At 62.8% G+C, this 24,524-nt stretch carries 20 protein-coding genes; 7 read left to right on the top strand and 13 right to left on the bottom strand.

Annotation, left to right across the window (positions count from 1 at the left end; translation table 11 throughout):
* Positions 1 to 12: 12 nt before the first annotated feature.
* The 4 genes from B0G74_RS04010 to B0G74_RS03995 form a co-directional block, all read right to left on the bottom strand.
* The gene (locus B0G74_RS04010; protein WP_132373746.1) at positions 13 to 1,524 is read right to left on the bottom strand and encodes an NCS1 family nucleobase:cation symporter-1; all 1,512 of its coding nucleotides are present in this window, start codon (positions 1,522 to 1,524) and stop codon (positions 13 to 15) included.
* Positions 1,525 to 1,638: 114 nt separating this feature from the next.
* Positions 1,639 to 2,973, bottom strand: a complete 1,335-nt coding sequence (gene preA / locus B0G74_RS04005) for an NAD-dependent dihydropyrimidine dehydrogenase subunit PreA (RefSeq protein WP_132373745.1) — start codon at positions 2,971 to 2,973, stop codon at positions 1,639 to 1,641.
* 68 nt (positions 2,974 to 3,041) lie between these two features.
* Entirely contained in the window at positions 3,042 to 4,391 is a 1,350-nt protein-coding gene (locus tag B0G74_RS04000) for an NAD(P)-dependent oxidoreductase (protein WP_132373744.1), read from the bottom strand.
* A 135-nt stretch (positions 4,392 to 4,526) separates the two neighbouring features.
* Entirely contained in the window at positions 4,527 to 5,807 is a 1,281-nt protein-coding gene (locus tag B0G74_RS03995) for a Zn-dependent hydrolase (RefSeq protein WP_132373743.1), read from the bottom strand.
* A gap of 302 nt (positions 5,808 to 6,109) precedes the next feature.
* Here B0G74_RS03995 and B0G74_RS03990 point away from each other — a divergent pair, with 302 nt between their 5' ends.
* Positions 6,110 to 6,862, top strand: coding sequence for a TetR/AcrR family transcriptional regulator (locus B0G74_RS03990; protein ID WP_207915613.1), 753 nt, complete (start codon positions 6,110 to 6,112; stop codon positions 6,860 to 6,862).
* Between the two features lie 61 nt (positions 6,863 to 6,923).
* Here B0G74_RS03990 and boxA read toward each other — a convergent pair whose 3' ends face one another.
* The 4 genes from boxA to B0G74_RS03970 form a co-directional block, all read right to left on the bottom strand.
* A complete protein-coding gene (boxA, locus tag B0G74_RS03985; protein WP_132373741.1) occupies positions 6,924 to 8,165 on the bottom strand; it encodes a benzoyl-CoA 2,3-epoxidase subunit BoxA in 1,242 nt (413 codons plus the stop codon).
* A 53-nt stretch (positions 8,166 to 8,218) separates the two neighbouring features.
* Positions 8,219 to 9,646, bottom strand: coding sequence for a benzoyl-CoA 2,3-epoxidase subunit BoxB (gene boxB, locus B0G74_RS03980; protein WP_132373740.1), 1,428 nt, complete (start codon positions 9,644 to 9,646; stop codon positions 8,219 to 8,221).
* A gap of 124 nt (positions 9,647 to 9,770) precedes the next feature.
* Positions 9,771 to 11,441, bottom strand: coding sequence for a 2,3-epoxybenzoyl-CoA dihydrolase (boxC, locus tag B0G74_RS03975; protein ID WP_132373739.1), 1,671 nt, complete (start codon positions 11,439 to 11,441; stop codon positions 9,771 to 9,773).
* Between the two features lie 116 nt (positions 11,442 to 11,557).
* Positions 11,558 to 12,520: a helix-turn-helix transcriptional regulator gene (locus tag B0G74_RS03970; protein ID WP_132373738.1), complete on the bottom strand. Its 963-nt coding sequence runs from the start codon at positions 12,518 to 12,520 to the stop codon at positions 11,558 to 11,560.
* Positions 12,521 to 12,713: 193 nt separating this feature from the next.
* Here B0G74_RS03970 and B0G74_RS03965 point away from each other — a divergent pair, with 193 nt between their 5' ends.
* The 6 genes from B0G74_RS03965 (at position 12,714) to B0G74_RS03940 (ending at position 20,051) form a co-directional block, all read left to right on the top strand.
* Positions 12,714 to 13,181, top strand: a complete 468-nt coding sequence (locus B0G74_RS03965; RefSeq protein WP_132373737.1) for a DUF4863 family protein — start codon at positions 12,714 to 12,716, stop codon at positions 13,179 to 13,181.
* Between the two features lie 8 nt (positions 13,182 to 13,189).
* Positions 13,190 to 14,785 (top strand): 3,4-dehydroadipyl-CoA semialdehyde dehydrogenase, encoded by a 1,596-nt coding sequence (locus tag B0G74_RS03960; RefSeq protein WP_132373736.1) that lies wholly within the window; start codon positions 13,190 to 13,192, stop codon positions 14,783 to 14,785.
* Between the two features lie 109 nt (positions 14,786 to 14,894).
* Entirely contained in the window at positions 14,895 to 16,487 is a 1,593-nt protein-coding gene (locus B0G74_RS03955; RefSeq protein ID WP_132373735.1) for a benzoate-CoA ligase family protein, read from the top strand.
* 8 nt (positions 16,488 to 16,495) lie between these two features.
* The gene (locus tag B0G74_RS03950) at positions 16,496 to 17,338 is read left to right on the top strand and encodes an alpha/beta hydrolase (protein WP_132373734.1); all 843 of its coding nucleotides are present in this window, start codon (positions 16,496 to 16,498) and stop codon (positions 17,336 to 17,338) included.
* Positions 17,339 to 17,531: 193 nt separating this feature from the next.
* Entirely contained in the window at positions 17,532 to 17,858 is a 327-nt protein-coding gene (locus B0G74_RS03945) for a hypothetical protein (protein WP_132373733.1), read from the top strand.
* An 81-nt stretch (positions 17,859 to 17,939) separates the two neighbouring features.
* Positions 17,940 to 20,051, top strand: coding sequence for a phospholipase C, phosphocholine-specific (locus B0G74_RS03940; RefSeq protein ID WP_132373732.1), 2,112 nt, complete (start codon positions 17,940 to 17,942; stop codon positions 20,049 to 20,051).
* Positions 20,052 to 20,149: 98 nt separating this feature from the next.
* Here the strand turns inward: B0G74_RS03940 and B0G74_RS03935 are convergent, their stop codons facing one another.
* Genes B0G74_RS03935 through B0G74_RS03915 form a run of 5 tightly spaced genes read right to left on the bottom strand, consistent with a single transcriptional unit; the run spans position 20,150 to position 24,522 of the window.
* Positions 20,150 to 21,439: an MSMEG_0569 family flavin-dependent oxidoreductase gene (locus B0G74_RS03935; RefSeq protein ID WP_132373731.1), complete on the bottom strand. Its 1,290-nt coding sequence runs from the start codon at positions 21,437 to 21,439 to the stop codon at positions 20,150 to 20,152.
* Positions 21,440 to 21,465: 26 nt separating this feature from the next.
* Positions 21,466 to 21,750, bottom strand: a complete 285-nt coding sequence (locus tag B0G74_RS03930; protein WP_132373730.1) for an MSMEG_0570 family nitrogen starvation response protein — start codon at positions 21,748 to 21,750, stop codon at positions 21,466 to 21,468.
* Between the two features lie 14 nt (positions 21,751 to 21,764).
* Entirely contained in the window at positions 21,765 to 22,934 is a 1,170-nt protein-coding gene (locus B0G74_RS03925; RefSeq protein ID WP_132373729.1) for an MSMEG_0565 family glycosyltransferase, read from the bottom strand.
* Positions 22,931 to 23,914, bottom strand: coding sequence for a sll0787 family AIR synthase-like protein (locus B0G74_RS03920; protein WP_132373728.1), 984 nt, complete (start codon positions 23,912 to 23,914; stop codon positions 22,931 to 22,933). Before B0G74_RS03920 ends, B0G74_RS03925 begins: the two co-directional genes overlap by 4 nt.
* Positions 23,911 to 24,522: an MSMEG_0567/Sll0786 family nitrogen starvation N-acetyltransferase gene (locus B0G74_RS03915; RefSeq protein WP_132373727.1), complete on the bottom strand. Its 612-nt coding sequence runs from the start codon at positions 24,520 to 24,522 to the stop codon at positions 23,911 to 23,913. The genes B0G74_RS03920 and B0G74_RS03915 overlap by 4 nt, the downstream gene beginning before the upstream one ends.
* Between the last annotated feature and the right edge of the window lie 2 nt (positions 24,523 to 24,524).

Here is a 24,524-nt window from a genome sequence, read left to right as displayed (position 1 = left end):
TTTCGTTGATACTTACGCGCTCGCCACGCGCGCACTCGGTCCCTTGCTCAGTTTCATCCACGCGCTGTATACGATCGACGCCAACGCGAGCCCGACAAACCACGCATACGTATAGAGTGTATTGAAGATCGCCGGTACGTTCGGGAACGACGCCGGAAACGCGGTGTGCAAAAAGCCGGGCAGATTCGGCAGCACGCCGATCACGAGCGCGACCACCGCGCCGATATTCCAGCCGCCGGTATAGCTGTATTCGCCGTGCTCGTCGAAGAGTTCACGCGTGTCGAGACGCGTGCCGCGAATCAGGAAATAGTCGACCATCAGAATGCCCGCGACCGGACCAAGCAGCGCCGAGTAGCCGACCAGCCACGTAAAGATATAGCCCTGCGTGGTGGCGAGAATCTTCCACGGCATCATCACGATCGCGATGGTCGCGGTAATCATGCCGCCCACGCGATACGAAATGCCCTTCGGCCACAGGCTCGAAAAATCGTACGCCGGGCCGACGAGATTCGCCGCGAGATTGCAGCACATGGTGTCGAGCGTCAGGATGATCAGCGCGACGCCCACGCCGATGCCGGTCATGCGGCTCGTCAGGTCGATCGGATCCCAGATCGCCTTGCCGTAGATCACCACCGTCGCCGACGTGACGACCACCGAGATCACCGAGAGCAAGGCCATCGGCACCGGCAAGCCGACCGACTGGCCGATGATCTGATCGCGCTGCGTTCTGGCAAAGCGCGTGAAGTCGGGGATATTCAGCGCGAGCGTGGCCCAGAAGCCGACCATGGCCGTGAGGCCGGGCCAGAACGTGACCCAGAAGAGGCCTTCTTTCTTGCCGCCCGGCACGAATTGCGACGGCGCCGACAGCATCGAGCCCAGGCCGCCCGCTTTTGAAGTCGCCCACCACACGAGCGCAATGCACATCACGATCTTGATCGGCGCGGACCAGCTTTCGAGCCAGCGGATCGAATCGGTGCCATGCACGATGAAGTAGATCTGCAGTGCCCAGAACACCAGGAAACACGCGAGCTGAGCGAGCGAGATGTCGAGAAACGGTAAAGCCGCGCCGTGCAGCGCGTTGTCCGTGAGAATGTTGAGCAGCGTATAGATCGCGCTGCCGCCGAGCCACGTCTGAATCCCGTACCAGCCGCAGGCGACGATGGCGCGCAGCATCGCCGGCAATTTGGCGCCCTGCGTGCCGAACGACGAGCGCACCAGCACCGCGTACGGAATGCCGTGCTTCGCGCCCGCGTGGCCGATCAGCAGCATCGGCACCAGCACGATCAGGTTGCCGAGCAGCACGGTGATCACGGCTTGCCACGGTGACATGCCTTCTTCCGTCAAGCCGGCGGCCAGCATGTACGACGCGATATTCATCACCATGCCCACCCACAGCGCGGCGAAGTGATACCACTTCCAGGTGCGCTGCGCGACGCCGGTCGGCGCAAGATCGTCGTTGTAAAGACTGCTGCCCTGCACGCCGGCCGCGAACTGCGGGTCGGCGGGTTGCGCTGTCTGCTTCATCTAAAGATCTCCACTCGATCGTTGAGGCCCGCGCGGCTTCTGTCGGCGCGTCGGGACCTTTGGGGAATGATAGGTTCAGTGCTAGCGCTGCGTTCTTTCTAACCACATCGTATTTCAGGCCGCTTTTGCCGCGTGGGCATGCGCGTGCTCCGCGGTTTCGGCCGCGTCCGCCGCTGCGCCCTCCTGTGCGCCCACGCGCGCCGGGTTGTTCGGATGCGTGGTCCAGTTCGCGTACTCGCCGTTGTCCACGCGTTCCATCGTGATGCACTGTTCGACCGGACACACGTGCATGCACAGATTACAGCCGACACATTCGGAGTCCATCACTTCAAAATGCCGGACGCCATCTTTTTCTTTCATGATCGCCTGGTGAGCCGTGTCCTCGCAGGCGATATGGCACAGGCCGCACTGAATGCATTTGTCCTGATCGATGCGCGCCTTGATGTCGTATTTGAGGTTCAGGTACTTCCAGTCGGTGACATTCGGGACGGCGCGGCCGCGAATGTCGTCGAGCGTCGCGTAGCCTTTTTCGTCCATCCAGTTGGAGAGGCCATCGGCGAGGTCGGAAACGATACGGAATCCGTAGTGCATCGCCGCCGTGCAGACCTGCACGCTGCCCGCGCCGAGCACCATGAATTCGGCGGCGTCGCGCCATGTGGAAATCCCGCCGATGCCGGAGATCGGCAGATTCGGCGTTTCCACGTCGCGCGCGATTTCCGCGACCATGTTCAGCGCGATCGGCTTCACAGCCGGTCCGCAGTAGCCGCCGTGCGTGCCTTTGCCATCGACCATCGGCAACGGCGACATCGCATCGAGATCGACCGCCACGATCGAGTTGATCGTGTTGATCAGTGACACGCCATCCGCGCCGCCCTTGTAGGCCGCGCGCGAACCGAGGCGAATGTCGCTGATATTCGGCGTCAGTTTGACGAGGCACGGCAGCTTGGTGCCTTCCTTCACCCAGCGCGTGACCATCTCGACATACTCGGGCACCTGGCCGACGGCCGCGCCCATGCCGCGCTCGCTCATGCCATGCGGGCAGCCGAAATTCAATTCGACCGCATCCGCGCCGGTGTCTTCGACGAGCGGCAGAATCCACTTCCAGTCGCGTTCGTTGCACGGCACCATCAGCGAGACGATCATCGCGCGGTCCGGCCAGTCGCGTTTGACTTGCGCGATTTCCTTCAGATTGACGTCGAGCGGACGGTCGGTGATCAGTTCGATGTTGTTCAGGCCCGCCATGCGCTGGCCGTTCCATTGCACCGCGCCGTAGCGCGAGCTGACGTTCACCACATGCGGGTCGAGGCCGAGCGTCTTCCACACCACGCCGCCCCAGCCCGCTTCGAAGGCGCGGTTCACGTTATAGGCTTTGTCGGTCGGCGGCGCGGAGGCGAGCCAGAAAGGATTCGGCGAAGTGATGCCGGCAATCGTACAGCGCAGATCGGCCATGTTCGGCTCCTTGGGGACTGCTGTTCTTTGTCTGGGGTGCTGCTTCGCTTGGTTTGGCTTGGGTCGCTCTAGGCGGCTTTCGCCGCCGTGCGGGCGAACTGCGCGTCGATCGCGGCAGCCGCGATCTTGCCGTCCTGCACCGCTTGCACCGTAAGGTCGATGCCGCCGGTGGCCGCGCAATCGCCGCCGGCCCATACACCCGCCAGCGAGGTCTGGCCATTCGCATCGACAGCGATACGGCTATCGTCCAGCGTCAGCAATTCACGCTCGATGCCGACCGGCACCAGCGTTTGACCGATCGCCTTGAGCACCATGTCGGCTTCGACCATGAAGCGCTCCTCTCCACCTTCACGCGATGTGCGCGCGAATTCGACACCCGTGACCACGCCGCCGTCGCCGATCAAACGCATCGGCGTGGCATGCGTGACGAGCGTGACACCGTTGGTCTGCGCGAAGTCGCGCTCGGCCCAGGTGGCGCTCATTGCTTCGACGCCGCGCCGGTAAACCATCGTCACCGATGTCGCGCCGAGCTTGCGGCTTTGCACGGCCGCGTCGACCGCGGTATTGCCGCCGCCGATCACCACCACGCGCCGGCCCACCGGCACCGTGCCGAAGTCGCTCGCGCTGCGCACCTGTTCGATGAAGTCCACCGCGTTCATCACGCCGCCGAGATCCTCGCCTTCCATGGCGAGCGAGCGCACGCCCGTGAGGCCGATAGCGAGGAACACCGCATCGTGTTGCTTGCGCAGCGTGTCGAGGTCGACATCGCGACCAAGCGCGACGCCGTGTTTGATCTCGATGCCGCCGACGGAGCACAGCCACTCCACTTCACGCTGAGCAAAATCGTCGACGGTTTTATAGGCGGCGATGCCGTATTCATTCAGACCGCCGGCCTTTTCATGCGCGTCGTAGATCGTCACGTCATGGCCGGCCAGCGCGAGCCGGTGTGCACAGGCGAGTCCCGCCGGACCCGCGCCGACCACCGCGACGTGTCTTCCGGTTTCAGCCGCGCGCTTGAACAGCACTTCGCCGCGCGCCATCGCCCAATCGGTAGCATGACGTTGCAGCGCGCCGATCGCCACCGGCTTCGCGTCCTGATGGTTACGCACGCACGCGCCTTCGCAAAGAATCTCCGTCGGGCAGACGCGCGAGCACATGCCACCCAACGGGTTGGCCGACAGAATATCCACGGCCGCGCCCTTCAGATTGCCGTTGCTGATCTTGCGGATGAAGCTGGGAATGTCGATCTGCGTCGGGCAGGCGTTCACGCACGGCGCGTCGTAACAGTAGTGGCAGCGGCTCGCCGCCGCGGCCGCGGCGCTTGCGTCGAGCAAGGGCGCGATGTCGGAGAACTCGCACGAGAGCTGCTCGGGCGATAGCCGCTGAGCGGCAATGTCGCCGGTTTGCTTGATGGCCATACTCGTTCCTTCTTCGATGTGAGGACGTAGCCGCTCCTGCCGGCCACGCTTCAAGCGGAGCCGGGACGGCATGTTTTATGGGCACTACGGTGAAGCGGGTAAAGCGACCGTAACCGCCAAAGAGTTACGACAGCGTCATGAAACCGGCTCGCATGCACGCTCCAGCATGGCGTGCAGCAACACGTTGGCGCCGGCCTCGATCCATTCGAAGGTGGCGTCCTCGATCTCGTTGTGACTGATGCCGTCCACACACGGCACGAACACCATCGAGGTCGGCGCGACTTGCGACAGATAGCAGGCATCGTGTCCCGCACCGGACACCATGTTGCGATGCGGATAACCGAAGCGTTCGGCCGCCGCGCGCACCGACTTCACGCAGGCTTCGTCGAATGCGACTGGCGCGTAGTAAAAGATCTGTTCGAGTTCGGTTTCAAGACCAATGCCGTTGGCGATGTCGGCCACGCCCTTGCGCAAGGCCGCATCCATTTTCGCGAGCACCGCATCGTCCGGATGACGGAAATCGACGGTAAAGAACACGCGGCCCGGAATCACGTTGCGTGAGTTCGGATAGACCTGCATCATGCCGACCGTCGCACAGCCGAACGGCGCATTGTCGAGACCGATGCGATTGACCAGATCGACCACGCGCGCGGCACCGAGCAAGGCATCGCGACGGCGCGGCATGGGTGTCGGACCCGCGTGCGCCTCCTGCCCTGTCAGCGTGATTTCGTACCAGCGCTGACCTTGCGCGTCGGTCACGACGCCAATGGTTTTCTGTTCGGCTTCGAGAATGGGCCCCTGTTCGATATGCAACTCGAACGCCGCGTGCAGCGGCCGTCCGCCGCACGGAATATCGCCCGCATAGCCGATGCGCTTGAGTTCCTCGCCGATGGTTTTACCGTCCACGTCCTTGCGCGACAGGCCATAGTCGAGCGTGAACACGCCGGCGAACACGCCCGACGCCACCATGGCGGGCGCAAAGCGCGAGCCTTCCTCGTTGGTCCAGATCACCACTTCAACCGGATGCTCCGTCTCGATGCCGTGATCGTTCAGGCTCCGGATCACTTCGAGACCGCCCAGCACGCCGTAGATGCCGTCGAAGCGGCCGCCGGTCGGCTGCGAGTCGGCGTGCGAACCGGTCATGACCGGCAACGCATCGGGATTGCGCCCGGCGCGGCGCATGAATACATTGCCCATCTGGTCGACACTGACCGTGCAGCCGGCTTCCTTCGCCCAACTGACGATCAGGTCGCGTCCTTGCTTGTCGAGGTCGGTGAGCGCCAGGCGGCAGACGCCGCCTTTGGGCGTCGCGCCGATCTTCGCCATCGTCATCAGGCTGTCCCACAGCCGCTTGCCGTCGACCTTGATCGACGTGGTGGGTTCAGCGTGCTTCAGCGCTTCGGATACCGCGTTCATTCGTCTCGCTCCTTTCGGTGAACCGACTTGAAACTGGTGCATTGGTGGCGGGTTTTGGGGCGTGCTCGCACGGGGGCAGTGCACATTCGACACCTTCGATCGCCTCTTATACAGAGGGTAAACCCTGGGGCATCTGCCGCTCTTCCAATCCTGTCCAGTTGGACAGGTTGTAGACGATTAAGCTCGCCAAATCAACACCTTTCGTGCGGTGAGAAACATAGCGAGAAGTGTGCCATTGCACCGCAGCATGGCTTCGGCGCGTGTGACGAATGCGCGTGTGGGCAGCGCGCCAAACGACTAGAATGAAGCGCGACGCGGCACCCATGCCGCCGAAGGCGAACATGAGAGACGACGACGTGGCGGCCGACATCACGGAAAACGAGGAAACACGCGCACCTTTGCGGCGGCGCAAGGCGCACATTCGCGAGTCGAACGAAGCCCATCTTCTGGCGTGCGCCGAGGCGGTTTTCGCCGAGCGCGGACTCGACGGCACCAGCACCGCGATGATCGCGGAGCGTGCGGGCTTACCGAAAGCCAACGTGCATTACTACTTCCCGACAAAGCTCGCGCTCTACCGGCGTGTGCTGGAAGACCTGTTCGAAGACTGGCATCGCGCGGCGGACACATTCGAGTGCAGCGACGATCCGGTCGAAGCGATTGGTGGGTACGTGCGCGCGAAAATGGAATTGTCGCGCCGCCGTCCGCTCGGTTCGAAGGTGTGGGCAAGCGAGATCATTCACGGCGCGGAACACATGGAGGACATACTCACCGAACGCGTGAAGCCGTGGCTCGAGAGCCGCGTGAAAGTGATCGACGACTGGATCGCGCGTGGGTTGCTCGCGCCGGTGAACGCGCAAACGCTGATGTATATGATCTGGGCGACGACTCAGCATTACGCCGACTTTGATGCGCAGATTCGCGCGCTTAAAGGCAAGCGGGCGTTGACGCAAAAGGCGTTCGATGCGACGACGGAGGAAGTGGTGCAGTTGGTGATTCGGGCGTGTGGGGCGGTGTCGCCCGCACAGCATGAGGATGGCGCCGACCCGGCGAGATAGAAGTAACTCAAAGGGCCCCGCTGTCGATAGTGAACAGCGGAGCCTTAAAAGGCACGGCACCCTAATACGTCTCCAGGTGCAACCTGCCCTCCTTCTTCAACTTGACCCACAGCGCTTCCCAGTCCAGCTGATGCTGCTCACCGATCTCCTTGAGCGCCTGCAACACACCATCTTCCATGCCCTTCAACCCGCACACGTAGATATGCGTGTTGTCGTCCTTGAGCATGTGCGCCACATCGACCGCGCGCTCGCGCATGGCGTCCTGAACATAGCGCTTCGGTTGACCCGGCGTACGCGAGAACGCCAGATTGGTATCGATGAAGTCTTTCGGCAGATTCGTGAGGGGCCCGAAGTACGGCAACTCTTCTTTGGTCCGCGCGCCGAAGAAAAGCATCAGCTTGCCGGTCGCGCCCTTCAAACGGCGCCGGCGGCGATACTCGGTCATCGCGCGCATCGGCGCTGAACCCGTGCCGGTGCAGATCATCAGCAAATGCGAGTTCGGATGGTTCGGCATCAGGAAGGTGCCGCCGAACGGGCCGATCACGTTGACCACGTCCCCCTTCTTCAGATCGCACAGGTAATTCGAACACACGCCATCGGTCGAGTCGCCGTGCTGCTGCGAGACGCGTTTGACAGTGAGCGAGACGTTGTTATAACCGGGCCGCTCGCCATCGCGCGGACTCGCAATCGAATACTGGCGCGCGTGATGCGTACGGCCATCGGCGGTCGCACCGGGTGGGAGAATGCCGATCGACTGGCCTTCCAGCACCGGAAACGGCATCGACCCGAAATCGAGCACGATATGATGAATGTCGCTATCGGTCGAGCCATCGGTGAGCCGGTAGTTGCCGACCACCGTCGCGCTGGTCGGCTCCTTGTGCGTATAGAGGTTCACATACGGCTTTGCGGCCGACCACGGCGGCACGACCGAGCCGCGCACGGTATCCACTTCGATGCCGCTCGCCTCGGCCGGCGAATCACCCGATGCGCCCGCGCCCGACGATTCGTCCACGGCGGGCACGGCCATCGTGTTCTGTTCCGGCAGGACGTCCCACGTGAACTGCTCTTCGATCGGATACGCATCGGCCTTCAATACCGTGCGCCAGTTGTCGATCGCGCCGGTCGGGCACGGCGGCACGCATGCCATGCAGCCGTTGCAGATATCCGCCTTGACCACATAGTTGTTGTCGTCGTGCGTGATCGCATCGACCGGGCAAGTCTCTTCGCACGTATTGCAGCGAATGCAGATTTCCGGATCGATCAGATGCTGCCTGAGAACTTCGATCGATACTGGGCCGTTCATGACTTCCTCCACCTTGAGATGCGGCGCCAGCGTGCCACGCGCCGCTCGCGCACTCAGTTGAAGCGCACGTATTCGAAATCGACCGGCTGACGGTTCACGCCCATCGCAGGCGGCGCAATCCAGTTGGCGAATTTGCCCGCGTCCGTAACGCGGCCCATCAACGACGCGACGTAAGCGCGATCTTCCGGTGTGGCGAGCCATTTCGCTTCGCTGGCGGCCCATTCGGTTTCGCTGACCACGCGGCCTTCGGGCGACACACGCGTGCCGGCGAACGTGCCGATTTGCCGATTGAACGCTTTATGCGGCACCGTCATGCGGAAATCGATACCGGCCTTTTCGAGCACCTTGTTCCAGCGGCCCACGCCCGCCACCGAATCCTTGATGTAGTCGTCGCGCAGCACTTCGTTCATGGCGTTGAGCATGGGCACTTCGCGCTCGACCAGCTTGCCGTCCTGCACGTCGAGCAGCTTGTAGCTTTGCCCGTTCAACTGATGATCGTCGTCGCGCTTGTTTTCTTCGTAGCGGCCCTTGAGGCCCGAGCTATAGAACGTGGCCGCGTTGGACGAATGATCCGCGCCGAACAGATCGATCGTGACCGAGTAATGGAAGTTCAGATAGCGCTGAATGGTCGGCAGATCGATCACGCCGGCCGCGCGGATCTTCGCGACGTCGTCCGTGCCGAGTTCGTTCATTACCTGGGCGGTACGCTGGATCACACGAGACACACCCGATTCGCCGACGAACATATGATGCGCTTCTTCGGTCAGCATGAATTTGGTGGTGCGCGCGAGCGGATCGAATCCCGACTCCGCAAGTGCCGACAACTGGAATTTGCCGTCGCGATCGGTGAAGTACGTGAACATGAAAAACGCGAGCCAGTCCGGCGTTTTCTCGTTGAATGCGCCTAGAATGCGGGGATTGTCGTCGTCGCCGGAACGGCGGCCGAGCAATGCTTCGGCTTCCTCACGTCCGTCGCGGCCGAAGTAGCGATGCAGCAGATACACCATCGCCCACAGATGGCGGCCTTCTTCCACGTTGACCTGGAACAGGTTGCGCAAGTCGTACATGGAGGGCGCCGTCAAACCGAGGTGGCGTTGCTGCTCGACCGACGCCGGTTCGGTATCGCCCTGCGTCACGATGATGCGGCGCAGATTCGCGCGATGCTCGCCCGGCACGTCCTGCCAGGCCGCTTCACCCTTGTGTTCGCCGAAGTGAATCTTGCGGTCCTGGTCGCCGGGCGTGAGGAAAATGCCCCAGCGGTAGTCCGGCATCTTCACGTGATCGAAATGCGCCCAGCCGCCCGCATCGACGCTCACCGCGGTGCGCAGATACACGTCGTAGCCATGCGAGCCTTCCGGGCCCATATCGCCCCACCACGCGAGGAAATTCGGCTGCCATTGTTCGAGCGCGCGCTGTAGCGCCCGGTCGTCGGCGAGGTTGACATTGTTCGGAATCTTTTCGCTGTAGTTGATCGATGACATGGTCGGTTCCTGGTTCAGAAACTGCAGTGACGGTGAGAGGCGCGTGTCGGGCTGATGGCGGCCCGTTTCGCGCTCGTTGCGTTGATGGCGATCGGTCGCCCACCAAGCGCGCATCAAATGCGTATCAAACACGCGAGACGTCGAATTGCGCCTTGCCGCCCTTGCCGTACACCTTGAGCGCGCCCTTCTCGCCCACCGCGTTCGGCCGGTTGAAGATCCAGTTCTGCCACGCGGTGAGACGGCCGAAAATGCGCGTCTCCATCGTTTCCGGCCCGTTGAAGCGCAGATTCGCTTCGAGTCCGGTCAATGCGTCCGGCGACATCGCGGCGCGTTCTTCGAGCGCGATGCGAATTTCGTCGGCCCAATCGATGTCATCGGGCGATGCGGTCACGAGGCCGAGGCGTTCGGCTTCGACCGGCTTGATCGGCTGACCGATCAGGGAGCGCACGGCGTCGAGCGGCCCGGTTTCTTCATAGAAACGCCGGCCGAGACGCGACTGATGCGTGACCATCGGATAGAGGCCGAAGTTGACTTCCGACAGCGTGATAGCCGGCTCTTCCTCTTCATTGCCCGGCAGCGCCGCCATGTAAGTGCGATCAGCGGCGAACGCGAGTTCCGCGAAGGTGCCGGCAAAGCACGAACCCGGCTCGATCAGCGCGAACAGCGAACGCGACGAAACGTCGATGCGCGCCAGCGTGCGGCGCAACAGGCCGATGGTCTCGCGCACGAACCAGTGGTCCTTGTGCTGCATGAGCGAGGCGTCAGCGGCGAGCAGATTGCGGGCATCGCCTTCGGTCCTGAAGACCCACGTGCCGATCGCGAGCTCGTTGGTGCGCATGCAAAGGATCACGTCGTCGAGTTCGCGGGCGAATTGCAGCGGCCACCAGTTCACGCCGGCCGCGACGATGGCATCGATACTCGAGGGCGTTTCGGATTGCGGTGCCTTGGCCGTGAACGTCGCAATGCGCTTCGCGCGGTCGATCGTCACGTCGAGCGTTTTATAAGTGAGGCCGTCTTCACGATCCGTGCGTTCGATACGCGTGAGCATAACGCCCTGTGCGTCCGAGGGACGATCGCTCTGTTCGGCGAGTTCGAGCGCGCGCGCCTGGATCGCCTGATCGAACTGGTTCGGCTTCACGACTTCATCCACCAGGCGCCATGCTTTCGCGCGTTCGCCGCGTACGCCTTCGACCACCGTGCAGAAAATGTCGGCGCGATCGTGACGCACCTTGCGTTTGTCCGTGACGCGCGTCAGGCCGCCGGTGCCGGGCAGCACGCCGAGCAGCGGCACTTCCGGCAGCGAGACCGACGACGAGCGGTCATCCACCAGATAGATCTCGTCGCATGCCAGAGCGAGTTCGTAGCCGCCGCCGGCGCAGGCACCGTTCACTGCCGCGAGAAACTTCAAACCTGAATAGCGCGACGAGTCTTCCAGGCCGTTGCGCGTTTCGTTGGTGAACTTGCAGAAGTTGACCTTCCACGCATGCGTGGAGAGACCCAACATGAAAATGTTGGCGCCCGAGCAGAACACGCGGTCCTTCAGGCTCGTCAGCACCACGGTTTTCACTTCCGGATGCTCGAAGCGGATGCGTTGTATTGCGTCGTGCAATTCGATGTCGACGCCGAGGTCATACGAATTCAGCTTCAGCTTGTAGCCGTCACGGATGCCGCCGTCCTCGGCGATATCAATGCCGAGCGTCGCAACGGGACCGTTGAAGCTCAGCTTCCAATGCTTGTACTGCGAGGGATCGGTGCGGTAGTCGACCGGCGCGACGGCGGTTTCTGCTGTAGACATGGGGCCTCTCCTGGCTGGACGATGCAAATACTGTTTTTGAACAATAGTGCATCGTCAAATCCATGTAAAGCACTTTAGTGCATGTTTACACGTAAACCCTGACGCCGAATTGCATGTCAGCTCACGCCCGCCTCGTCCGGCGATTCCGCGGCGAGCCTTGCAGCAAGGCGGTCGCGCAGCTGCAGGTAGGCGTCGGCCAAGGTTTTTTCGCTGGTGTCGAAGGTCATGTCAGCGCGGCCATACAGCTCGCCGCGTCCCGCCAGGATGCGCTTCAGGTCGTCCATTGCCTCCTTGTTGCCCGACATCGGCCGCAGATCGCCCTGCGCGACGACGCGGCGCATATGCTCTTCCGGCGCGGCCTGCAGCCACACCGTATAGCAGTGCGACAGCAACGTATTGAAGGTGCCCGACTCCGACACCAGCCCGCCCGGCGACGCGATCACCGCGCGCTCGTGCTCCTGAATCACAGCCTCGAGCGCGCGATGTTCATAACGCCGGTAAGCGGCCGCGCCGTAAAGCGAATGAATCTCCGACGGCGGGCAGCCGGCCAGTTGTTCGATCACGCGCGTGAGTTCGACAAACGGCACCTTGCGCTCCTGCGCCAGCATTCGCCCGAGCGTCGATTTACCGGCGCCGCGCAGGCCGATCAACGCAATCCGGTCCTTGCGATGCGGGTCGCGCGGCGCCTGCGCGAACATCTCGGCGAGCGCCACGCGGGCGCGCTGCAAGGCCGCCTGATCGCGCCCCTGCAGCAGTTCGCGGATCAGCAACCATTCGGCGGAAGCGGTGGTTTCGTCGCCGATCACCTCGGCCAGCGAACAGTTCAGAGTAGCCGCGATCTGCCGCAGCACCAGCACCGACGCATTGCCCACGCCCGATTCCAGATTCGCCAGATGCCGCTCCGACAAGCCCGTTTCCGTTGCCAGTGTTTTGCGCGTCATGCCGCGGCGCGCGCGCAGGAGCCGCACGCGTTCGCCCATCGCCGTCAGAAAGGGATCGCGCTCCGCCGCCCGTTCGGTGCGGCCTGTGGCGTCGTCGGCGGAATCGTCCAGCGGTGCAGGAGAGTAATTTTGGTTCATGTTTTGCTGCCTCCGAACTGCGATACATGTACTATAGTGCTTGACAGGCACCGAGTGAACGGTTAATTTTCGCCAAATATTGATCCAATAACAAACGCTGTCGAGATTTTTTGGCAGCGTCACAGAGATGGCGCGACGACTCGCATGCATTAACGTGCGTGTGGCGGTCGAATGCGCTGATCTGGAGGCTCGCATGTCCCCACATGAATTCCAGCGCCTGATCGCGGGCGTCACAGAGCAACTCGACGGCCGACCGCTCGACGGCAGACTGGCCGGCTGGCTGAACGACGCCTATCCCGCGGACAGCGCCACGTTCCGCGAACTTGCCGAGGCGTGCCGAACCGGTGTCGCCGAAGGCTGGCTGTGCAATCGCGAAGGCGGTGGCATTCGCTACGGCCGCATCTTCAAGGCGCTGCCCGAGACCCACGGCTTTTCCGTCGACGTCGTCGATGTGAAGGATATTGCGGGTCCGCATCATGTTCACCCGAACGGCGAGATCGATCTGATCATGCCGCTCACCGAAGGCGCGACCTTCGACGGCCACCCGGCCGGCTGGTGCGTGTACGGGCCCGGCACCGCGCATCGTCCGACGGTGGCGAACGGCGAAGCATTGGTGCTGTACCTCCTGCCGCAAGGCGCAATCGAATTCACTCCCGCCTGAGCGCTGCCATGACCGAACTCTTGAAGAACCATGTGGCCGGCCAGTGGATCGCCGGCGGCGGCGCCGGCGTCACGCTCACCGATCCGGTGACGGGCGAGGCGCTCGTGCGTGTATCGAGCGAAGGCCTCGATCTCACCCGCGCGTTCGGCTTTGCACGCGATAACGGCGGCGCCGCATTGCGCGCTTTGACCTACGCGCAACGCGCCGCCAGCCTCGCCGATATCGTCAAGCTGCTGCAAGCGAAGCGCGACGACTACTACGCGATCGCCACCGCGAACTCGGGCACCACGCGCAACGATTCGGCGGTCGATATCGACGGCGGCATTTTCACGCTGTCGTATTACGCGAAACTCGGCGCGTCGCTCGGCGAAGTGCATGCGCTGCGCGACGGCAATAGCGTCTCGCTGAGCAAGGATCAATCGTTCAGCGTGCAGCACGTGCTCACGCCGACCCGCGGCGTCGCGCTCTTTATCAACGCGTTCAATTTTCCGTCGTGGGGCTTGTGGGAAAAAGCGGCGCCGGCCTTGCTCTCCGGCGTGCCCGTCATCGTCAAGCCCGCCACGGCAACGGCGTGGCTCACCCAGCGCATGGTCGCCGATGTGATCGACGCCGGCATTTTGCCGCCCGGCGCGCTCTCGGTGATTTGCGGCAGCTCGGCGGGCCTGCTCGATCAGATTCAGTCCTTCGACGTGGTGTCGTTCACGGGCTCGGCCGAAACCGCCGCCACGTTGCGCGCGCACCCCGCATTCGTGCAGCGCGGTGCGCGCCTGAACGTCGAAGCCGACAGCCTGAACAGCGCGATTCTGTGCGCCGACGCCACGCCCGACACGCCCGCCTTCGAGCTGTTCATCAAGGAACTGGTACGGGAAATGACCGTGAAATCCGGCCAGAAATGCACGGCGATCCGTCGCGCGTTCGTCCCCGAGGCTGTACTTGAAGCGGTGCTCGAAGCGCTCAAGGCGAAGCTCGCGAAAATCACCGTCGGCGATCCGCGCAACGAGGCGGTGCGCATGGGCTCGCTCGTGAGCCGCGAGCAATACGAGAACGTGCTGGCCGGCATCGCGGCGCTGCGCGAAGAAGCGGTGCTCGCCTACGACGGCTCCGCTGTACCGCTCATCGATGCGGACGCGAATATCGCGGCTTGCATCGCGCCGCATCTGTTCGTCGTCAACGATCCGGATAACGCGACGCTGCTGCACGATGTCGAGGTGTTCGGACCGGTGGCGAGCGTGGCGCCCTATCGCGTCACCGCTGATGCAAACGCATTGCCCGAAGCGCACGCGGTCGCTCTCGCGCGACGCGGCCAGGGATCGCTCGTCGCCTCGATCTATTCGAACGACGACGCGCATCTCGGCCGCCTTGCACTGGAACTCGCGGATTCGCACGGCCGCGTGCATGCCATTTCGCCCTCGGTCCAGCAGAGTCAAACCGGTCGCGGCAACGTGATGCCGATGTCCCTGCACGGCGGCCCTGGCCGCGCGGGCGGCGGCGAAGAACTGGGCGGTTTGCGCGCGCTGGGTTTCTATCACCGGCGCTCGGCCATCCAGGCGGCGAGCGCGGCACTCGACGCGCTGACGCAAGCGACTCATTTGCCGGCGGCCTGACCGCGCACGCGTTCAGCGATAAGGACCGAGCCCACCCATTAGCCTGCAAGCATCGAGCGGATCACGAGCACAGAACAGCCGGACCGCGCCCACCCGATGGAGGAGACACATGGAAGCCCTGTTGGACAAGACGGCGAATCAGCCCGCCGCGACGGTCGAAGCGCCGCCCGCGCTATTCAATTTCGCGGCCTACCTGTTTCGGCTGAACGAAACGCGCGCCGCCAAAACCGCCTATATCGACGACACCGGCAGCGCCACCTACGGTGAACTCGAGGAACGCGCGCGGCGCTTCGCGAGCGCACTGCGCACGCTCGGCGTGCATCCCGAAGAGCGCGTGTTACTCGTGATGCTCGATACCGTTGCGCTGCCGGTTGCCTTCCTCGGCGCGCTCTACGCGGGCGTCGTGCCGGTGGTCGCGAACACGCTGCTCACGCCCGCCGACTATGTGTACATGCTCACGCATAGCCATGCGCGCGCCGTGATCGCCTCGGGTGCGCTGTTGCAGAACGTGACGCAGGCGTTGGAGTCCGCCGAACATGACGGTTGTCAGTTGATCGTCTCGCAGCCGTGTGAAGGCGAGCCGCTCCTCGCGCCCTTGCTCGAAGAACTGATCGACGCCGCTGCGCCTGCCACCAAGGCCGCCGCAACGGGTTGTGACGACATCGCCTTCTGGCTGTATTCGTCGGGCTCGACCGGCAAACCGAAGGGCACCGTCCACACGCATGCGAACCTGTACTGGACCGCCGAGCTGTATGCGAAGCCGATTCTCGGCATCACCGAGAGCGACGTGGTGTTCTCCGCGGCCAAGCTGTTCTTCGCGTACGGTCTCGGCAACGGATTGACGTTCCCGCTGTCGGTCGGCGCCACGGCGATCCTGATGGCGGAACGCCCCACCGCCGACGCGATTTTCACGCGCCTCGTCAAGCATCGCCCGACAGTGTTTTATGGCGTGCCCACGCTCTACGCGAACATGCTGGTGTCGCCCAACCTGCCCGCGCGCGCCGATGTCGCGATACGCATTTGCACCTCGGCGGGTGAAGCGCTGCCGCGTGAAATCGGCGAGCGCTTTACCGCGCACTTCGGCTGCGAGATTCTCGACGGCATCGGCTCGACAGAAATGCTGCACATCTTCCTGTCCAATCGTGCGGGCGCGGTCGAATACGGCACGACGGGCCGCCCGGTGCCGGGATACGAAGTCGAGTTGCGCGACGATGCCGGTAACGCCGTGGCCGATGGCGAAGTCGGCGACCTGTATATCAAGGGGCCGAGCGCGGCCGTGATGTACTGGAACAACCGCGAGAAGACCCGCGCCACCTTTCTCGGCGAGTGGATTCGCAGCGGCGACAAATACTGCCGGCTGGCGAACGGCTGCTATGTCTACGCGGGCCGCAGCGACGACATGCTCAAAGTGAGCGGCCAGTATGTTTCTCCTGTCGAAGTGGAAATGGTGCTGGTGCAGCACGACGCGGTGCTCGAAGCGGCGGTGGTCGGTGTCGATCATGGCGGTCTCGTGAAGACTCGCGCGTTCGTGGTGTTAAAGCGTGAATTCGCGGCGTCTGAGATACTCGCGGATGAGTTGAAGGCCTTCGTGAAGGACCGGCTCGCGCCGCATAAATATCCGCGCGACATCGTGTTCGTCGACGATCTGCCGAAGACGGCCACCGGAAAAATTCAACGCTTCAAACTGCGCGAGCAGTCATAAGGTGATTTATGCAGAACCCCGCCATTGGCAACGTTGCAGCAACGACCGCTAGCAATTTCGCTGACTTGCCCGCTACCGCGTCGCATGGACCGTTGCGCATCGAGTATCGCTGGGTGAATGAAGCGGCGGGCAACGCGCCGATCGCCGTCTTCCTGCATGAAGGCCTCGGGTCGATCGCGATGTGGCGCGACTGGCCGCAAGCGCTGTGCGAGCGGCTCGGCATGCGCGGGCTTGTTTATTCGCGGCCCGGTTACGGGCTTTCCACACCGCGCCCGCATGAGGTGAAGTGGCCCGTCGATTTCATGACGGCGCAGGCGCGCGATATCCTGCCCGCGTTGCTCGACGCACTCGATATCGATATGCGCGAACGCCGGCGCATGTGGGTCATCGGCCATAGCGACGGCGGTTCGATCACGCTGTTGTACGCGGCGCTCCATCCCGACGAGTTGGCTGGCGCGATGGCGATTGCGCCGCATGTCTTCGTCGAAGATATTTCGGTGGATAGCATCGCGCAGACCAAACAACTCTACGAAACCACCGACCTGCGCAGCAAGCTCAGCCGCTATCACGCGGACGTCGATTCCGCGTTCTATGGCTGGAACGACATCTGGTTGAATCCGGCTTTCAGGCAGTGGTCCATTGCCCGGGAACTGGCGTCTATCCGCAAGCCCTTGCTCGCGGTCCAAGGCCATGACGACAACTACGGCACGATGGCGCAGATCGACACGATCGCCGCACACGTGCCGCATGCGCAACTGGTCAAACTCGACGCTTGCGGCCACTCGCCGCATCGCGATGCGCCAGGGCCGTTGAACGAAGCCATTGCGGCATTCGTTCTGACGCAGCGCTAAGCCACCTTCCCGACGCCGAACAGCGCATACCTATTGGCTGGCCTAGACGTAATCGCACGCCGCCCAATTCTCAACAAATACCCAAATTTCCACATCTTCACAAAAGTTACACAGGTAAGCGACTATTCTTGCGCATCGCTGACCTGGGCACATGGATGCCCTGGCGCAACTTCCCCGTGCCGGAGACATTGCCATGTCTATTGTGTCGCAGCCGTCTATTGCCTTCCATCGCAAACGTTTGGCGGGCGCACTGGCCGCCGTTTCGCTCTGCATGCTGCTCGGCGCTTGCGGCAACGACGACGACAAAGCCCCGGACACACGCGCCCTTAGTTCGACCGAGAGTTCCGCCGGCGACAGCAGCGCCGCCACGGTTCTGTCGGCGAATCCATCTTCCGCTTCACCCGCGCCCCCAGCACTGACGATTCAAACCCCTGCACTACCCGCATCAAGCGCCGATCCGGCATTGTCCGCCGCCGCGTCGACGCCGCTCGCCACACCTGTGATCCACACCGTCGACTGAGTTTTGCGTGGCACGCGACGCGCGGGCGAGGCTCGCGCGCCACGTGTCTCGTTCCTCCACCGAAGATCAAAAGCCAATACCATGACCTCAAAAAATCGCCGTGATTTTCTGCGCTCCGCCGCGCATGCAGCCGGTTCCGCCACCGCGTTGAGCATGCTGCCGCTGGGCATTCGCAACGCGCTCGCCATTCCTGCCAACAACAAGACCGGCACGATCCGCGACGTCGAGCACATCGTCGTGCTGATGCAGGAAAACCGCTCGTTCGACCATTACTTCGGCACACTCAAGGGCGTGCGCGGTTTCGGCGACACGCGCGCGATCAATCTGCCGAACGGCAAGCCCGTGTGGTATCAGCCGCTCGCGGCGGATGTCGGCTACGTGCTGCCGTTCCGCCCCACCGCGCCCAATCTGGGTCTGCAATTCCTGCAGGATCTCGCGCACGACTGGACCAGCACGCACGCGGCATGGAACGGCGGCCGCTACGATCAATGGGTGCCCGCCAAGAGCGCCACGACAATGGCCTATTTCACGCGCGAGGACATTCCGTTTCACTATCAGCTCGCCGACGCGTTCACGATCTGCGACGCGTACCACTGCTCGCTGATGGGACCGACGGACCCGAACCGCTACTACATGTGGAGCGGCTGGGTGGGCAACGACGGCAGCGGCGGCGGTCCGGTGATCGACAACTCCGAGCTCGGCTACGGCTGGTCCACGTATCCCGAAGTGCTGCAAAACGCGGGCATCTCGTGGAAGATCTATCAGGACATCGGCACCGGTCTCGACGCGAACGGCGCGTGGGGCTGGACGCAGAACCCGTACATCGGCAACTTCGGCGACAACTCGCTGCTCTACTTCAATCAGTACCGCAACGCGCAGCCCGGCAATCCGCTCTACGACAACGCACGCACCGGCACGAACGCCGCGAAGGGCGACGGCTATTTCGATATCCTCAAGCGCGACGTGCAGAATAATGCTTTGCCGCAAGTGTCGTGGATCGTCGCGCCCGAAGCCTATTCCGAGCATCCGAACTGGCCGACGAATTACGGCGCGTGGTACATCGACCAGGTCTTGCAGATTCTCACGTCGAATCCCGAGGTATGGAGCAAGACGGTCTTGCTGATCAATTACGACGAGAACGACGGATTCTTCGACCACGTGTCGCCGCCGTTCGCACCGTCGTCGAATGCGAACGGTTTGTCCACCGTCGACACCAGCAACGAAATCTATCCCGGCGATGCGAAGATTCCCGCCGCCCCGTATGGGCTCGGACCGCGCGTGCCGATGCTTGTGGTGTCGCCTTGGTCGAAAGGCGGCTACGTGTGCTCGGAACTGTTTGACCACACGTCGGTGATCCGTTTCATCGAAAAGCGTTTCGGTCATGAGCGCAATCTTGGCGAATCCAACATCACACCGTGGCGCCGCGCGGTATGCGGCGACCTGCTGTCGGCGTTCAACTTCAGCAATCCGAACGACGCCTTCCCGACGCTGCCGGGCACGAGCGGCTACATGCCGCCCGATCAGAACCGCCATCCGGATTATGTGCCGCTGCCACCGGCCATCCAGGCGGTGCCGAAACAGGAACCCGGCGTGCGCCCCGCTCGCGCGGTGCCGTACGAGTTGTTCGTGCGCGTGCACGGCGAAGGCGCGACGAACCAGCTCACGATGCGTTTCGTCAATACGGGCCGCGCCGGCGCGGTGTTTCTCGTCTACGCCGCTCACGGTCTCGACGCGCCGCGCACGTATACGGTCGAAGCCGGCAAGCGTCTGCAAGATCAGCTTCCGTTGAACGCCGACGGCAGCTATGACTTCACCGTGTACGGCCCGAATGGCTTTCTGCGCCGCTTTGCGGGCAAGCCGGTCTCGCGCAGCTGGTGGAACGGCTCCGACATCGCGCGGCCTGAAGTCGAGGAAGGTTATGACGTCGCGAACGGCAATCTGCAATTGCGCCTGGAGAACGTGGGCAGCGCGCCTTCCCAGTTCAAGATCATCAACGCGTACGACCCGACCAACGTGATCAGGCGTACGGTGCGCGGCGGCGATACCGACCAGCTCTACCTCGATCTGCGCAACGCCCACGGTTGGTACGACCTGGCCATTACGGTCAATACTGATCCGCTGTTCGCGCGGCGCTTTGCCGGACACGTCGAGACCGGCAAGAGCAGCATGAGCGATCCGGCGCTGGGTAGTTAAGCCTTAGCCGACAGCTTCGGTGAAATACAACGGCCGCTGCGATGTAGAACGCAGCGGCCGTTTTTTTGCTCCATCCTTGGCACTTGCGCCTGGCAACGTCACGCGGCGACGGCGGCCGATAAGGACGCGCGCTCGCGTGCCTTCTCGCGAATCGCGTGCACGATGAACTCCGCATCGCGCGCGACGCCGGAGAAACGCCCCGAGCCCCACGTATGCAGCCACGGCAAGCCGACGAAATACAAGCCGTCGATCGGCGTGATGCCGCGCGTATGCGCTGGATAACCGCGACCGTTGAACACGGGGGCGTCGAGCCAGCTGAAGTCCGGCGTAAAGCCGATACACCAGATGATCGCGGCAATCCCGCTCGCTTCCACGTCGAGCGTGGTGCGCTCTTGCGCCGGACGCCACACCGGTTCGTATGCGCCACCCTGCAGCGCGTCGATACCGTGCTTCTCGATGAAGCCGTCGATGCTCACGTTAATCCGGTTATACGTATCGTCCGCCGCATCGAGATTGGCCGCGAGCGTGGGCGAGAAATGGAATTGCCCGTCGCGCAGATCGTCGAGGCGGCCGTACAACTCCATGCCTTCGGCGGCGAACTTGCGCAGATCGATATCGCGGCCACCGTCGCGGCCCGTCACGTAATGATTGGTGTTGTCGCGCACGCCTTCGCGCAACGGATGCTTTTCGACCGGCATGTCGTAGTACTGCATGTCGGCGAGCCAGTCGACCACGTCACGGCCTCGATAGAAACGCGCGCAACGCGGCGCCTCGCCGACTGCGAGTACGACCTTGCGGCCGGCCAGATGCAAATCTTCTGCGATCTGCGCGCCGGACTGCCCCGTGCCGACCACCATCACCGCGCCATCAGGCAGAGCCTGGGGATTGCGATACGCCGACGACTGCAATTGTGCGATCCGCGCGGGCAAGCGCTCGGCAAGGCGCGGCACGATCGGCGTGTGATAGCCGCCCGAGGCCACCACCACCTGATCCGCGGTGAAATCGCCCTGCGTCGTGATGATCGAATAGACGCCGTCGTCACGCTGCTTGACGCGCTTGACTTCAGTGCGCTCCATCAGCGGCGCATCGACGTGTTCAATGAAACCGTCGAGATACGCAACGATCTCATCCTTTTTCATGAAACCGTGTGGATCGTCGCCACGATACGGATAACCGGGCAGCGCGCATTGCCAGTTTGGCGTCACCAGGCAGAACGCGTCCCAGCGCTGCTCACGCCACGTGTGCGTCACGGTGTTCTTCTCCACGACCAGATGGTCGATGCCGGCCTGCTTGAGGTAATAGCTGACCGACAGACCCGCCTGCCCGCCGCCGATGACGAGCACGCTGTAATGGCCCTCGGCGCGTGCGCGATGTGCTGGATTCGACATGATGCGTCCTCTGAAAGAATAAGCGCCTAGCTGAATTCGATGACCTTGACGGTCGCCTCCGGACGATCGCGAAAGCGCGCCGCGTCGCGCTCGATCTGCGCAAGCTGGTCGATCGCCGCCGAGCAGGCAAAGCCGTATTTCTCGCGCACACGCTCGGACGCGATACCCAGCGCCTGCCGCGATCGCGCGACGAAATCTTCCAACGCGTAGGCCTCGCCCGGTGTGAAAAAGTCGCCGATCACGAGCGAAGGCGAATAACAGTTCGCTTCGTCGCCATCAGGCCATTGAATGCGAAAGTGCATGACAGGCATTGCTAATCCTCGAATCAATGAGTAAGCAGAGCGCGCTTCGCGAGGAAACGGCGGTAGGCGTCTACGTGATGCTGCGCGCTCGCGGCCCAGCTAAAGCGCGCGAGCAACGCAGGCACGGCGTGCTCGAAGTCGAGACAACTCTCGCTCAACGCTCGCGTTAATGCCGCAGCGATCGAATCCACGTCGAGTGGATCGGCCCAGTAGCAAGTCGTGTTGTCGAGATACTCGGTGAATGGCGCAATCGACGAGGCCACCACCGGCGTGCCGCTCGCGAGCGCCTCCAACACGACGAGACCGAAACCTTCTCGCAACGACACCATTGAGAGAACATCGGCGCATCGAAACAACGCGGGCATGGCAGCATCTTCGAGCGGACCGGTCACTACGACGCTTTCATGCGGGCCGATGGACAGACCCAACTCGCCTGCGCGTTGCAGCAAGCGGCGGGTATAGGCATCGTGATCAAGCAGACTCGCACCGCCCGCGATAACGAGTTGCGCTTGCGGCACATTGCGGCGCATGGATGCGAACGCTTCGAGCAGCGCCAGTGTGTTCTTACGCACCTCGATGCCGCCCACTGTCAGCACGATAGGTCCACCGTCGATGCCGAAACGCTGCCCGATTTGCGCGTCGTGTTGGTCCCGCTGCGAAGAAAAACGCTTCATGTCCACGCCGTTCGGCACAGTGATGGCATTGATGCCATACATGGATTGCATTTCACGCGTCCATGTATCACTCACGCACAACACCTGATCCGCGTCCTGATACGCGCGCCGTTGCCAGGCTGCCAACTTGAGATCGTTGAAATGATCCAGGTGGTGAACCGTACGCATGAAGCCGTGAATGAAACCCTCCGCTTTCAACTCGGCGAGTGCATTGCCGCTGATGCTGTCCTGCGCGTGCAGCACGTCGAACGCGCTTGCGTCCTGTTCGATGAGTGCTCGCCGGAACGCATCGATCCGCGCTTCGACCATCGCAACGGTATCGGCCTGAGCCAATAAGATAGGTGCATACACCACGCGGCACGCCGGCAGACGAAACAGCGTCTCGCCAAGCGCGGCCGGCACGAACACCGTCACGTCGTGCCCAAGCATCGTCAACGCCGCCGCCAGTTCCAGCGTATGCACGACGCCGCCGCGCGGATTGACCGAGTGCGTCAGCAACGCGATACGCAACGCGTTCATTTCGTATCACCCTTCCCGACGATGAACGGCTCGCGCTGAAAGTCCCATAGCGTTGCAACATCGTCCCGCTGATGCAGAACAACCTCGCTCGTTGCATCAACGGAACCGATCACCGCACACGCGAGGGCACGCGCGTCGAATTGCCCCTGCACGGCATCGACATGCTCCGGCCGCACCGAAAGCAAATAGCCGAAACTCGGAAAGGCAGTCACCCAGCGCTCCAGCGTCACACCGTCAGGCTTGGGAATGCACGCGAGATCGATCCGCGCTCCCACCTTCGAACATTCGAGCAACATCAGCGCAGTGCCGAGCGTGCCTGCCATGCTGATATCTTTCGCGGCGTCGCACAGACCGCTTTCCGCCAGTTGAGGCAGCAGTTCGAGATCGCCGTGCAGACGTTCGGGCGGTGCGTTCACGGAAGCATTCCAGAACGGATACGGTTCTTCGAAACGGCCGCGTAGATCGACTGCCATCATCAGACTGTCGCCCGGTTTCGCGTTGAAGCTCGACAGCAACGCCTTGGCGCGGCCGATAATCGACACCGCCAGTTGCGCCGCGTCGCTGCGCGTATTCGTATGGCCGCCGACAATCGGCACGCCATACGCGACAGAGGCCGCCGCCATGCCCGCCAGCACCTGGTCGGCCGCGCCGATGCCCGGACTCCAAAGCGCGTCCACCACCGCCAACGGCCGCCCACCCATTGCATAGATATCGCTAACGTTGACCATCACGCTGCTGTAGCCGGCGAACCACGGCATGGTGCTCACGAAATCGCTGACCATGCCTTCGATCGCAAAGAGCAGATAGCCGTCGCCATCGGCGAGCGCGGCACAGTCGTCGCCGAGCGCCACGGCTTGCGCGAGATCGTGCGTGCCGCGAGGCAAACGCTTCGCCAGAGAGTCGACCACGTCGACGATATCGGTCTTGTGCCGGAACCCGCGGCTTTCGCGCAAGCCGGCGACGAGATCGGCGACGCTCATGCCCCACTCCGCGCGGGTTCGAGACGACGCGAATACGCTTGCGCTTGCGTGCGCGTGACAAAGCCGCTATTAGGCGTCACGCACGGCGGATAGCGGTCCAATTGCGCCTGCATCAGATGATGCGGTCTGCCGAGCAGGGTTTCCTCCGCGAGCACGTCCCAATACATCGCGCGAAAGAGCGGCACATTCTGGCTCTGCACATGCGCCAGGAACGTCTCACAGCCGAGCGCATGCGCGCTGCTCACGGCGAGACGAATCAGCGTCGCACCGATCTTTCCATGTCGGCGAAACGCCGCATGCACGGCGAGGCGCGAACCGAACCACACATTGTCGTGATCGCGATGAATGCGTACGGTGCCGACCACCTGCTCCGGCATGCCGCCGAGGCAACTGACGGCGACCAGTTGCTGTGCGTGCTGATCGATATCGTCGCGATCGTCCCCGACGAAAATGCCCTGCTCGACGCAGAACACAGCGCGCCGCAATTTGAACGCCTCTTCGGCTTCCCAATTCAACGTGGTCCACTTGATACGGAATTCGCCCGGCGCATACGGCGCGAAAACGATGTCACCATCCAGCGCCTCGCCTGCAATCGCTTCACCGAACATAA

The sequence above is a fragment of the Paraburkholderia sp. BL9I2N2 genome (genome assembly GCF_004339745.1).
GTDB lineage: Bacteria > Pseudomonadota > Gammaproteobacteria > Burkholderiales > Burkholderiaceae > Paraburkholderia.
Note: the sequence above shows the minus strand (reverse complement) of the source record. Positions and strands in the feature narration are given on the sequence as shown.

Coding starts and splice junctions, on each gene's coding strand:
- B0G74_RS03945 (WP_132373733.1), top strand. CDS start 17,532: ATGTCTATTGTGTCGCAGCCGTCTATTGCCTTCCATCGCAAACGTTTG.
- B0G74_RS03930 (WP_132373730.1), bottom strand. CDS start 21,750: ATGCCTGTCATGCACTTTCGCATTCAATGGCCTGATGGCGACGAAGCG.
- B0G74_RS03960 (WP_132373736.1), top strand. CDS start 13,190: ATGACCGAACTCTTGAAGAACCATGTGGCCGGCCAGTGGATCGCCGGC.
- boxB (WP_132373740.1), bottom strand. CDS start 9,646: ATGTCATCGATCAACTACAGCGAAAAGATTCCGAACAATGTCAACCTC.
- boxA (WP_132373741.1), bottom strand. CDS start 8,165: ATGAACGGCCCAGTATCGATCGAAGTTCTCAGGCAGCATCTGATCGAT.
- B0G74_RS03995 (WP_132373743.1), bottom strand. CDS start 5,807: ATGAACGCGGTATCCGAAGCGCTGAAGCACGCTGAACCCACCACGTCG.
- B0G74_RS03990 (WP_207915613.1), top strand. CDS start 6,110: ATGAAGCGCGACGCGGCACCCATGCCGCCGAAGGCGAACATGAGAGAC.
- B0G74_RS03965 (WP_132373737.1), top strand. CDS start 12,714: ATGTCCCCACATGAATTCCAGCGCCTGATCGCGGGCGTCACAGAGCAA.
- B0G74_RS03925 (WP_132373729.1), bottom strand. CDS start 22,934: ATGAACGCGTTGCGTATCGCGTTGCTGACGCACTCGGTCAATCCGCGC.
- B0G74_RS04010 (WP_132373746.1), bottom strand. CDS start 1,524: ATGAAGCAGACAGCGCAACCCGCCGACCCGCAGTTCGCGGCCGGCGTG.
- B0G74_RS03940 (WP_132373732.1), top strand. CDS start 17,940: ATGACCTCAAAAAATCGCCGTGATTTTCTGCGCTCCGCCGCGCATGCA.
- boxC (WP_132373739.1), bottom strand. CDS start 11,441: ATGTCTACAGCAGAAACCGCCGTCGCGCCGGTCGACTACCGCACCGAT.
- preA (WP_132373745.1), bottom strand. CDS start 2,973: ATGGCCGATCTGCGCTGTACGATTGCCGGCATCACTTCGCCGAATCCT.
- B0G74_RS03970 (WP_132373738.1), bottom strand. CDS start 12,520: ATGAACCAAAATTACTCTCCTGCACCGCTGGACGATTCCGCCGACGAC.
- B0G74_RS03955 (WP_132373735.1), top strand. CDS start 14,895: ATGGAAGCCCTGTTGGACAAGACGGCGAATCAGCCCGCCGCGACGGTC.
- B0G74_RS03935 (WP_132373731.1), bottom strand. CDS start 21,439: ATGTCGAATCCAGCACATCGCGCACGCGCCGAGGGCCATTACAGCGTG.
- B0G74_RS04000 (WP_132373744.1), bottom strand. CDS start 4,391: ATGGCCATCAAGCAAACCGGCGACATTGCCGCTCAGCGGCTATCGCCC.
- B0G74_RS03950 (WP_132373734.1), top strand. CDS start 16,496: ATGCAGAACCCCGCCATTGGCAACGTTGCAGCAACGACCGCTAGCAAT.
- B0G74_RS03915 (WP_132373727.1), bottom strand. CDS start 24,522: ATGTTCGGTGAAGCGATTGCAGGCGAGGCGCTGGATGGTGACATCGTT.
- B0G74_RS03920 (WP_132373728.1), bottom strand. CDS start 23,914: ATGAGCGTCGCCGATCTCGTCGCCGGCTTGCGCGAAAGCCGCGGGTTC.